The organism is Inquilinus sp. OTU3971, from assembly GCF_038440215.1.
The window spans coordinates 1-8,754 of the sequence record NZ_JASATH010000263.1 but is presented as its reverse complement, the minus strand read 5'-3'; the positions used below and the strand labels follow the sequence as shown (position 1 = coordinate 8,754).

The window sequence follows — 8,754 nt, the reverse complement described above, 5'->3', positions numbered from 1 at the left end:
GCAAGGCGGCGCAGTGCCGTCGGCCGCCGAGCCGAAAGGACGGCCGGCGCCGCGCTCATCCCGGCACCACGGCGAGCACGTCGAGCTCGAACAGCAGCCCTTCGCGGAAGAAGCGGGCGATCTGCAGCGTGGTGCTGGCCGGCGGCGCCGCACGGTTGACGTAGCGGTCGCGCACCTCGCGCAGGGTCGGGCCCTGGGCGGCGAAGTCGGTGACGAACATGCCGAGCCGGATCACGTGCTCGAAGCCGCTGCCGGCGGCGGCCAGGCCGGCCTTGACGTTCTCGAAGGCCTGCTCGGCCTGGGCGGCGAAATCCGGCCCGGCGATGGAGCCGTCGGGGCGGATGCCGACCTGGCCGGCGAGCTGGACCAGCCGGGCGCCGGCGGGGATCAGCACGACCTGGGAATAGCCGTTCGGCGCCGGCATCGTGTCGGGGTTGAGGAAGGCGAGAGGGTCGGTGGGCATCGCGTGCGTCCTGCTGGAAGGGATGGGCGGACGATGCGCCGGCCGGCCCGGCCGAACCACGCAGGGGCTCGCGACAAATCATAAGCCCGGCTTATACTGAGCCATGCCGACCGACAGCCTGCCCCTGCCCGCCCTGCACGCCTTCGAGGCGGCGGCGCGGCATGTCAGCTTCACCCACGCGGCGGCCGAGCTGGGGCTGACCCAGGCGGCCGTCAGCTACCACATCAAGCGGCTGGAGGAGCGGCTGGGGGCGCCGCTGTTCGCCCGCCGCGGCCGCAGCCTGGCCCTGACCGAGGCCGGAGAACGGCTGGCCGCCGAGGTGGTCGACGCCTTTGGCAGGCTGCGCGCCGCGGTCGGCAGCGAGGTGGATGCGGCGGGCCGCAGCCTGACGGTCGTGTCGGTGCCCACCTTCACCACCCATTGGCTGGCGCCACGGCTCGGCGCCTTCCAGGCGGCGCATCCGGAGCTTGCTGTCAAGCTCGCCACCAGCACCGAGCTCGGCGACAGCATCGACGGCGAACTCGCCGCCGATATCGAGATCCGTGCCGGGCCAAGCGGTTTTCCACCGCGCTTCATCGCTCACAAATTACTGGAGGTTCGCCTCGCCTGCGTGGTGGCCCCACGGCTCGCGGCCGGGCTGCGCCAACCGGCGGATGTGCTGTCGCTGCCGCTGATCGGCATGAGCATGAGCTGGGATGCCTGGTTCGAGGCGGCCGGCGTCGAGGCCCCGCCGGCGCTGCGAAAGCCGGCGCCACGCTTCGACAACCAGGCAGCCTCGGCGCAGGCCGCCGTCGGCGGGCTCGGAGCGGCCCTGGTCACGCCCGACTTCTTCGCCGAGGACCTGGCCACCGGACGGCTGGTCGCGCCCTTCCCGCTCCTGGTCGACCGCGCCAAGGGCTACTGGCTGGTCTACTCCGCGGACCAGCGCCACCGGCCCAAGATCCGCGCCTTCCGCGACTGGATCGTCGCAGCCGCCGCCCGGCCATGAAAAAAGGCGGCCCGAGGGCCGCCCCTGATCTTCACGGCCTGTCCGGTCAGGAGGCCGAGGCGTCCGCCGATTGCAGGCCGAGGATCGCCTCGATCTGCCGGGTGACCGCGTCCATGTCGGCCATGCCGTCCACCGCCTTCAACAGCCCCTTGCCGCGGTAATAGGGGATGATCGGCGCGGTCTGCTCGCGATAGATCGCGAGGCGCTTGCGCAGCGTCTCCTCGGTGTCGTCGGAGCGCTTCTCGGTGGACTGGGCGGCGCGGTTGGCGACGCGGGCGAACAAAGCCGCCTCATCGACCTTCATCTCGATCACCACGGCCAGCGCCTTGCCGTGCCGGGCCAGCATCTCGTCCAGCCCCTCGGCCTGGCGCACGGTGCGCGGGAAGCCGTCGAGGATGAAGCCGCGATCGCAGTCGGGCTGGGCGATCCGCTCCGCGATCATGTCGAGCATGATCTCGTCGGTCACCAGATCGCCGCGATCCAGGATCTCCTTCACCTGCCGGCCGAGCGGCGTGCCCTCGGCAATCGCCGCCCGCAGCATGTCGCCGGTCGAGAGCTGCTTCAGCCCGTACCGCTCCTCCAGCCGTTTCGCCTGCGTCCCCTTCCCTGCCCCGGGCGGGCCCAACAGGATCAAATTCATCGACGGCTCCCCCGCAGCTTCGATTTCTTGATCAGCCCTTCATACTGATGGGCCAGGAGATGGGAATGGACCTGGGCCACCGTGTCCATGGTGACCGTGACCACGATCAGCAGGCTGGTGCCGCCGAAGTAGAACGGCACCGCATATTGCGACGTCAGGAACTCCGGCAGCAGGCAGACCACCGTCAGATAGGCCGCGCCGATCACCGTGATCCGGGTCAGCACGTAGTCGATGTAGTCGGCGGTCGACTTGCCCGGGCGGATGCCGGGGATGAAGCCGCCATACTTCTTCAGGTTGTCGGCCGTCTCCTCCGGATTGAAGACGATCGCGGTGTAGAAGAAGCAGAAGAAGATGATCAGCCCGGCATAGAGCGCCATGAACAGCGGCTGGCCATGGGCCAGCTGCGCCGCGATCCAGGACACCCAGCCGCCGGCGCCGTCGGCCTGGTTGCCGGCGAAGCCGACCAGCGTCGCCGGCAGCAGCAGCAGCGACGAGGCGAAGATCGGCGGGATCACACCCGAGGTGTTGAGCTTGAGCGGCAGGTGCGAGCTCTCGCCGCCGAACATGCGGTTGCCGACCTGTCGCTTCGGGTACTGCACCAGGAGGCGCCGCTGCGCCCGCTCCATGTAGACGATGAAGAAGATCACCGCCACGCACAGCGCCAGCAGCACCAGGATCACGAAGGGCGACAGTGCACCGGTCCGGCCCAGCTCCAGCATCTGCACCAGGGCGTGCGGCAGCGAGGCGACGATGCCGGTGAAGATGATCAGCGAGATACCGTTGCCGACGCCGCGCGAGGTGATCTGCTCGCCCAGCCACATCAGGAACATGGTGCCGCCGACGATGGTCACGACCGTGGTGAAGCGGAAGTACCAGCCGGGATCCACCACCGCCGCGCCGACCGAGCCGTGCACGCTCTCGAGCCCGACCGCCAGCGCATAGGCCTGGGCCGTGGCCAGGACCACGGTGAAGTAGCGGGTGTACTGGTTGATCTTCTTGCGGCCGGCCTCGCCCTCCTTCTTCAGCGCCTCGAGCGTCGGCGACACCGCCGTCAGGAGCTGGATGATGATGGAGGCGGAGATGTACGGCATGATGTTCAGCGCGAAGATCGTCATCCGACCCAACGCGCCGCCGGCAAACATGTTGAGGATGCCGAGGAGGCCGCCGCCCTGCTGGGTGAAGATCTCCGACAGGACGCGGGGATCGATGCCCGGGATCGGCACATAGGTGCCGATTCGGTAGATGATCAGCGCGCCAAGGGTGAACCAGATGCGCTTGCGAAGCTCCGTGGCCTTGGCGAAGGCACCGAAGTTCAGGTTCGCAGCGAGCTGTTCTGCAGCAGATGCCATGCAAGGCCTCGAATGAAAAGGGCGGGGACTGCGAACAAACGCGGTCCCCGCCCTCCGTTTTACCCGTGTTGGACGGCGGCGTTAAGCCTGGGACGACGCCTCTGCGTCATTCTCGACAGCCTCGGCCGGGGCCGGGCTGGTCTGGACCACCGAGCCGCCGGCCTTCTCCACCGCCGCGACCGCAGCCGCGGAGGCGCTGTGGACGTGCAGGGTGACCTTGGCCGTGATCTCGCCCTTGGCCAGCAGCCGGACGCCGTCGAGCGTCTTGGCGATCAGGCCGCCGGCGACCAGCGCCTCGGCGTCGACCGGCTTGGCCGCGTCGACCCGGCCCGCCTCGATCGCCTTCTGCAGGCGGCCGAGATTGACCACGGCATAGTTCGACCGGAACTTCTTGTTGTTGAAGCCCCGCTTCGGCAGCCGCATGTAGATCGGCATCTGGCCGCCTTCGAAGCCCTTCAGGGCGACGCCGGTCCGGCTCTTCTGTCCCTTCACACCACGGCCGCCGGTCTTGCCCTTGCCGGAGCCGATGCCGCGACCGACGCGGATGCGCGACTTGCGCGCGCCCGCATTGTCGCGGAGATCGTTGAGTTTCGTCATGATTGCTCCTCAGGAACAGACGGGCCTCAGCCCGCCTGCTCGACCCGCACCAGGTGCTTGACCTTCTCGATCATCCCGCGGACAGCCGGAGTGTCCTCCAGCTCGCGGGTGCGATGCAGCTTGTTCAGCCCGAGGCCGACCAGCGTCTGGCGCTGATCCTGCCGGCGGCCGATCGGACTGCCGATCTGGGTGACGATCACGGTCGACTTGTCAGCCATTCGCGGCCTCCACCACCTCGACGCCACCCTCGCGCTTGCCCGGGGTGCCGATGATGTCGGCGACGCGCTTGCCGCGCCGGGCGGCGACGGCCCGCGGGCCCTCGATCGTCCGCAGCGCCTCGAAGGTCGCCTTGATCATGTTGTGCGGGTTCGACGTGCCGATCGACTTGGCGACGACGTCCTGGACGCCCAGCGCCTCGAAGATCGCGCGCATCGGACCGCCGGCGATGATGCCGGTGCCCTGGGTCGCGCTGCGGAGCTGGACCTTGCCGGCGCCGAAGTGACCCAGGATGTCGTGATGCAGCGTCCGGCCCTCGCGCAGCGGAACGCGGATCATGCTGCGCTTCGCCTGCTCGGTCGCCTTGCGGATCGCCTCCGGCACCTCGCGGGCCTTGCCCGAGCCGTAGCCGACCCGGCCGCGGCCGTCGCCGGTGACCACCAGGGCGGCGAAGCCGAAGCGCCGGCCACCCTTCACCACCTTCGCGACGCGGTTGATGTGGACGAGCTTCTCGATCAGCTCCTCACCGGCATCCCGCTCGCTCGGGCGCTTGTCGCCACGATCCCTCGGACCGCGCGTGTCTCTGCTTTCGCGTGCCATGCGCGTCCTCCTCAGAAGTCCAGGCCGCCCTCACGGGCGGCATCGGCTAGGGCCTTGACCCGGCCGTGATACAGGTAGTGCCCACGATCGAACACGACCTTGTCGACCCCGGCCGCCTTGGCCCGCTCCGCCAGGAGCTTGCCGACCGCGGCCGCGGCCTCGATGGTGGCGCCGGTCTTCAGCGACCCGCGCAGGTCCTTCTCGATCGACGAGGCGGCGGCAAGGGTCTTGCCGGCCTGGTCGTCGATGACCTGGGCATAGATCTGCTTCGAAGAGCGGAACACGGACAGGCGGACCCGGCCGTAGCGGGCCTGGCTCAGCTTGTGGCGGAGACGTCCCTTGCGGCGCTCGCGCAACTCGTTGGTCTTGGTGGTCATCCCGGCCGTCCTTACTTCTTCTTGCCTTCTTTGCGCAGGATGGTCTCGGTCTCGTACTTGATGCCCTTGCCCTTGAAAGGCTCAGGCTTCCGGTACCCGCGGATCTCCGCGGCGACCTGGCCGACGCGCTGCTTGTCGAAGCCGGTGATCGCGATCGAGGTCGGCTTCTCGCACTTGATCGTGATCCCCTCGGGGATCGCGTAGCGCACCTCGTGGCTGTAGCCGAGGGTCAGCACCAGCTCCTTGCCCTGGACCGCGGCGCGGTAACCGACGCCGTTGATCTCGAGATTGGTGGTGAAGCCCGTGCTGACGCCCACGACCATGTTGTTGATCAGGGTGCGGCTGGTGGCCCACATGGTCTGCGCCAGGCGCGACTGGCTCTTCGGCTCGACCTTGATCGCGCCGTCTTCCATCGACACCTTGATCTCGTCGTTGACCGCGAGCTTGAGCTGACCGAGCTTGCCCTTGACCGAGACGGCCTGGCCCGACACCGAAGCGTCAACCCCAGCCGGAACCTTGACCGCGTGCTTGCCGATACGTGACATCGCCGGTCTCCTCAGAACACGCGGGCGAGGATCTCGCCGCCGACATTGGCGGCGCGGGCCTCGACGTCCGACATCACACCGCGCGGCGTCGACAGGATGGAGATGCCCAGCCCATTATACACCTTCGGCAGGTCCTTGATGCCCGAGTAGACGCGGCGGCCCGGCTTCGACACGCGGTCGATGCGGCGGATCGCCGGCTGGCCCTCGGCATATTTCAGCTCGACCTTGGTGGCCGAGATGCCGGTGCTGACCTCATGGGTCTCATAGCCGCGGATGTAGCCCTCGCGCTTCAGCACGTCGAGGACGTTGGTGCGCAGCTTCGAGGCCGGGGTCTCGATCACGGCCTTGCCGGCACGCTGGCCATTGCGGATACGGGTGAGCAGATCGCCCAACGGATCACTTAGCGACATGGTCCGTACTCCTTACCAGCTCGACTTGGTCATGCCGGGGATCTGCCCGCGCGAGGCCAGCTCGCGCAGCGCGATACGGCTCAACTTGAAGCGCCGGTAGAAGGCCTTCGGGCGACCGGTCAGCTCGCACCGGTTGTGGATGCGCACCGGAGAGGAGTTCCGCGGCAGTTCCGCCAGCTTCAGGCGGGCAGCGAAACGGTCCTCCATCGGCAGGCTTTGGTCGTTGGCGATCGTCTTCAGGCGCTCGCGGCGGCCGGCGAACGCCTTCGCCAGCTTCTCGCGACGCTTGTTCTTCTCGACCGAGCTCTTCTTGGCCATGATCTATCCTTGCTCGTTCAGCTGACGAACGGGAAGTCGAAGGCCTTGAGGAGCGCACGCGCCTCCTCGTCGGTCTTCGCGCTCGTCACGATAACGATGTCCATTCCCCGCACCGTCTCGATCTTGTCGTAGTCGATCTCGGGGAACACGATCTGCTCCTTGATGCCGAGGGCGTAGTTGCCCCGGCCGTCGAAGGACTTGGGCGACAGGCCGCGGAAGTCGCGGACCCGCGGCAGGGCGATGTTCACCAGGCGGTCGAGGAACTCGTACATCCGCTCGCGGCGCAGAGTGACCTTGGTGCCGATCGACATGCCTTCGCGCAGCTTGTAGACCGCGATCGACTTCCGGGCCTTCGTGATCACCGGCTTCTGGCCGGCGATCAGCGTCAGCTCGGATGCGGCCGCCTGGATCTTCTTGCTGTCGGCGACGGCATCGCCGACGCCCATGTTGATGATGATCTTCTCGATCCGCGGCACCTGCAGGTCGTTCGCATAGGCGAAGTCCTGCTTCAGCTTCGGCCGGATGACCTTGTCGTAGTGGGTTTTGAGACGAGCCATGGCCATCCTCACCGATCAATCACTTCGCCGGAGGCCTTGGCGACCCGGACCTTGCGGCCGTCCTCAAGCGTCTTGAAGCCGACGCGGGTCGGCTTGCCGCTCTTCGGGTCGGCATGCGCGACGTTCGAGACGTGCAGCGCAGCCTCCTGCTCCACGATCCCGCCCTGCGTCTTCGCGGACTGGCGGGTGTGGCGCTTCACGATGTTCACGCCGCGGACGACGACGCGGTCGTCGGCCGGACGGACCTCGATGACCTCGCCCTTCTTGCCCTTGTCACGGCCGGCGAGGACGACGACCTGGTCGCCTTTCTTGATCTTCGCAGCCATCACAGCACCTCGGGAGCGAGCGAGATGATCTTCATGAACTTCTTGGCCCGCAGCTCGCGAGTCACCGGCCCGAAGATGCGGGTGCCGACCGGCTCGCCCTGCTTGTTGATCAGCACGGCCGCGTTGCGGTCGAACTTGATCGTCGAGCCATCCGGGCGGCGCAGTTCCTTGGCGGTCCGGACGATGACGGCGCGATGCACGTCACCCTTCTTCACGCGGCCCCGCGGAATCGCCTCCTTGATCGACACGACGATGACGTCGCCGACGGTGGCGGTCCGGCGGTGGGAACCGCCCAGCACCTTGATGCACATCACCCGACGAGCGCCTGAATTGTCGGCGACGTCCAGATTCGTCTGCATCTGAATCATGGTTTACGCTCCCGAAACAGCGGGGTCGGCGGAGGCGCCGATGGCGCTCGCCTCGGCCTCGGACAGGACGAGCCAGGACTTCCGCTTGCTGATCGGCCGCGTCTCGATGATCGAGACGCGATCGCCGACCTTGCAAAGGTTGGCCTCGTCATGGGCGAGGTACCGCTTGGTCCGCTTAATGAACTTCTTGTAGACCGGGTGCATCAGGTTGCGTTCGACGAGGACCGTGACGGTCTTGTCAGTCTTGTCGGACACAACCGTCCCGATGAGCACGCGCCGCGGCATGGCTCACAATCCTCTTACTTGGCCGGCGCGGCATCCTTGCCGCGCTGGCCCATGACGGTCTTGATGCGCGCGATGTCGCGGCGCACGACGCGGACCCGCGCCGTGTTCTCGAGCTGACCCGACGCGGCCTGGAAGCGCAGGTTGAACTGCTCCTTCTTCAGCGCGAGCAGATCGTCCTTCAGCTGGTCCGGCGTCTTGGCGCGGACGTCTTCGATATCCATGGTCAGACCTCCTCTCCAAGGCGGGCAATGAACTTGCAGGCAATCGGCAGCTTGGCGGCGGCCAGGGCGAAGGCTTCCTTCGCCAGGTCGCCGGGCACGCCGTCGAGCTCGAACATGACGCGGCCGGGCTTGACCTTCGCGGCCCAGAACTCCGGCGCGCCCTTGCCCGAACCCATGCGGACTTCGGCAGGCTTCGACGACACAGGCACGTCCGGGAAAATCCGGATCCAGACGCGGCCCTGACGCTTGATGTGGCGGGTGATCGCGCGGCGGGCCGCCTCGATCTGCCGCGCCGTCAGCCGGGCCGGCTCCTGAGCCTTCAGGCCGTAGGCGCCGAAGTTCAGCGTGGTGCCGCCCTTCGCAACGCCGTGGATCCGGCCCTTGTGCTGCTTACGGTACTTGGTGCGCTTGGGACTCAGCATGATCCTCAGCCCTCCCGGCCGCGCTCGCGATCGCGGCCACGACGGTCGGCACGACGATAGCCACGCACCGGC

The 8,754-nt window shown here is 67.7% G+C and carries 17 protein-coding genes; 1 reads left to right on the top strand and 16 read right to left on the bottom strand.

Features of this window, described 5'->3' with window-relative positions:
• Window positions 1-55: 55 nt before the first annotated feature.
• A complete protein-coding gene (locus AAHM41_RS36955; RefSeq protein ID WP_342241633.1) occupies window positions 56-463 on the bottom strand; it encodes a RidA family protein in 408 nt (135 codons plus the stop codon).
• 103 nt (window positions 464-566) lie between these two features.
• Between AAHM41_RS36955 and AAHM41_RS36950 the strand changes: the two genes are divergently transcribed.
• Complete coding sequence (locus tag AAHM41_RS36950; protein WP_342241632.1) at window positions 567-1,451, top strand: LysR substrate-binding domain-containing protein; 885 nt, start codon at window positions 567-569, stop codon at window positions 1,449-1,451.
• Between the two features lie 46 nt (window positions 1,452-1,497).
• Here the strand turns inward: AAHM41_RS36950 and AAHM41_RS36945 are convergent, their stop codons facing one another.
• The 15 genes from AAHM41_RS36945 to rplP form a co-directional block, all read right to left on the bottom strand.
• Window positions 1,498-2,091 carry an adenylate kinase gene (locus AAHM41_RS36945; protein WP_342241631.1) on the bottom strand — a complete coding sequence of 198 codons (594 nt, stop codon included), beginning with the start codon at window positions 2,089-2,091 and terminating at the stop codon, window positions 1,498-1,500.
• Window positions 2,088-3,440 carry a preprotein translocase subunit SecY gene (secY, locus tag AAHM41_RS36940; RefSeq protein WP_342241630.1) on the bottom strand — a complete coding sequence of 451 codons (1,353 nt, stop codon included), beginning with the start codon at window positions 3,438-3,440 and terminating at the stop codon, window positions 2,088-2,090. Before secY ends, AAHM41_RS36945 begins: the two co-directional genes overlap by 4 nt.
• An 81-nt stretch (window positions 3,441-3,521) precedes the next feature.
• Window positions 3,522-4,037, bottom strand: coding sequence for a 50S ribosomal protein L15 (rplO, locus tag AAHM41_RS36935; protein WP_342241629.1), 516 nt, complete (start codon window positions 4,035-4,037; stop codon window positions 3,522-3,524).
• A 26-nt stretch (window positions 4,038-4,063) separates the two neighbouring features.
• Entirely contained in the window at window positions 4,064-4,255 is a 192-nt protein-coding gene (gene rpmD / locus AAHM41_RS36930; protein ID WP_342241628.1) for a 50S ribosomal protein L30, read from the bottom strand.
• Window positions 4,248-4,853: a 30S ribosomal protein S5 gene (gene rpsE, locus AAHM41_RS36925; protein ID WP_342241627.1), complete on the bottom strand. Its 606-nt coding sequence runs from the start codon at window positions 4,851-4,853 to the stop codon at window positions 4,248-4,250. Before rpsE ends, rpmD begins: the two co-directional genes overlap by 8 nt.
• A gap of 11 nt (window positions 4,854-4,864) precedes the next feature.
• On the bottom strand, window positions 4,865-5,230 hold the full coding sequence (rplR, locus tag AAHM41_RS36920) for a 50S ribosomal protein L18 (protein ID WP_225767060.1): 366 nt from the start codon (window positions 5,228-5,230) through the stop codon (window positions 4,865-4,867).
• Window positions 5,231-5,241: 11 nt separating this feature from the next.
• Window positions 5,242-5,775 (bottom strand): 50S ribosomal protein L6, encoded by a 534-nt coding sequence (rplF, locus tag AAHM41_RS36915; RefSeq protein WP_342241626.1) that lies wholly within the window; start codon window positions 5,773-5,775, stop codon window positions 5,242-5,244.
• Window positions 5,776-5,786: 11 nt separating this feature from the next.
• Window positions 5,787-6,185, bottom strand: coding sequence for a 30S ribosomal protein S8 (gene rpsH, locus AAHM41_RS36910; RefSeq protein WP_342241625.1), 399 nt, complete (start codon window positions 6,183-6,185; stop codon window positions 5,787-5,789).
• Between the two features lie 12 nt (window positions 6,186-6,197).
• On the bottom strand, window positions 6,198-6,503 hold the full coding sequence (rpsN, locus tag AAHM41_RS36905) for a 30S ribosomal protein S14 (protein ID WP_342241624.1): 306 nt from the start codon (window positions 6,501-6,503) through the stop codon (window positions 6,198-6,200).
• A 17-nt stretch (window positions 6,504-6,520) separates the two neighbouring features.
• The gene (gene rplE / locus AAHM41_RS36900; protein ID WP_342241623.1) at window positions 6,521-7,060 is read right to left on the bottom strand and encodes a 50S ribosomal protein L5; all 540 of its coding nucleotides are present in this window, start codon (window positions 7,058-7,060) and stop codon (window positions 6,521-6,523) included.
• Window positions 7,061-7,068: 8 nt separating this feature from the next.
• Window positions 7,069-7,389 carry a 50S ribosomal protein L24 gene (gene rplX / locus AAHM41_RS36895; RefSeq protein ID WP_342241622.1) on the bottom strand — a complete coding sequence of 107 codons (321 nt, stop codon included), beginning with the start codon at window positions 7,387-7,389 and terminating at the stop codon, window positions 7,069-7,071.
• Window positions 7,386-7,754 carry a 50S ribosomal protein L14 gene (gene rplN / locus AAHM41_RS36890; RefSeq protein WP_026873847.1) on the bottom strand — a complete coding sequence of 123 codons (369 nt, stop codon included), beginning with the start codon at window positions 7,752-7,754 and terminating at the stop codon, window positions 7,386-7,388. The genes rplX and rplN overlap by 4 nt, the downstream gene beginning before the upstream one ends.
• A 3-nt stretch (window positions 7,755-7,757) precedes the next feature.
• On the bottom strand, window positions 7,758-8,039 hold the full coding sequence (rpsQ, locus tag AAHM41_RS36885) for a 30S ribosomal protein S17 (protein ID WP_342241621.1): 282 nt from the start codon (window positions 8,037-8,039) through the stop codon (window positions 7,758-7,760).
• 14 nt (window positions 8,040-8,053) lie between these two features.
• A complete protein-coding gene (rpmC, locus tag AAHM41_RS36880; protein WP_138892691.1) occupies window positions 8,054-8,260 on the bottom strand; it encodes a 50S ribosomal protein L29 in 207 nt (68 codons plus the stop codon).
• A gap of 2 nt (window positions 8,261-8,262) precedes the next feature.
• Window positions 8,263-8,682: a 50S ribosomal protein L16 gene (rplP, locus tag AAHM41_RS36875; protein WP_088152687.1), complete on the bottom strand. Its 420-nt coding sequence runs from the start codon at window positions 8,680-8,682 to the stop codon at window positions 8,263-8,265.
• Window positions 8,683-8,754 lie beyond the last annotated feature (72 nt).

Excerpts from the sequence above, each read along its gene's own strand:
- AAHM41_RS36955 (WP_342241633.1), bottom strand. The coding sequence starts at position 463 with ATGCCCACCGACCCTCTCGCCTTCCTCAACCCCGACACGATGCCGGCG.
- AAHM41_RS36950 (WP_342241632.1), top strand. The coding sequence starts at position 567 with ATGCCGACCGACAGCCTGCCCCTGCCCGCCCTGCACGCCTTCGAGGCG.
- AAHM41_RS36945 (WP_342241631.1), bottom strand. The coding sequence starts at position 2,091 with ATGAATTTGATCCTGTTGGGCCCGCCCGGGGCAGGGAAGGGGACGCAG.
- secY (WP_342241630.1), bottom strand. The coding sequence starts at position 3,440 with ATGGCATCTGCTGCAGAACAGCTCGCTGCGAACCTGAACTTCGGTGCC.
- rplO (WP_342241629.1), bottom strand. The coding sequence starts at position 4,037 with ATGACGAAACTCAACGATCTCCGCGACAATGCGGGCGCGCGCAAGTCG.
- rpmD (WP_342241628.1), bottom strand. The coding sequence starts at position 4,255 with ATGGCTGACAAGTCGACCGTGATCGTCACCCAGATCGGCAGTCCGATC.
- rpsE (WP_342241627.1), bottom strand. The coding sequence starts at position 4,853 with ATGGCACGCGAAAGCAGAGACACGCGCGGTCCGAGGGATCGTGGCGAC.
- rplR (WP_225767060.1), bottom strand. The coding sequence starts at position 5,230 with ATGACCACCAAGACCAACGAGTTGCGCGAGCGCCGCAAGGGACGTCTC.
- rplF (WP_342241626.1), bottom strand. The coding sequence starts at position 5,775 with ATGTCACGTATCGGCAAGCACGCGGTCAAGGTTCCGGCTGGGGTTGAC.
- rpsH (WP_342241625.1), bottom strand. The coding sequence starts at position 6,185 with ATGTCGCTAAGTGATCCGTTGGGCGATCTGCTCACCCGTATCCGCAAT.
- rpsN (WP_342241624.1), bottom strand. The coding sequence starts at position 6,503 with ATGGCCAAGAAGAGCTCGGTCGAGAAGAACAAGCGTCGCGAGAAGCTG.
- rplE (WP_342241623.1), bottom strand. The coding sequence starts at position 7,060 with ATGGCTCGTCTCAAAACCCACTACGACAAGGTCATCCGGCCGAAGCTG.
- rplN (WP_026873847.1), bottom strand. The coding sequence starts at position 7,754 with ATGATTCAGATGCAGACGAATCTGGACGTCGCCGACAATTCAGGCGCT.
- rpsQ (WP_342241621.1), bottom strand. The coding sequence starts at position 8,039 with ATGCCGCGGCGCGTGCTCATCGGGACGGTTGTGTCCGACAAGACTGAC.
- rpmC (WP_138892691.1), bottom strand. The coding sequence starts at position 8,260 with ATGGATATCGAAGACGTCCGCGCCAAGACGCCGGACCAGCTGAAGGAC.
- rplP (WP_088152687.1), bottom strand. The coding sequence starts at position 8,682 with ATGCTGAGTCCCAAGCGCACCAAGTACCGTAAGCAGCACAAGGGCCGG.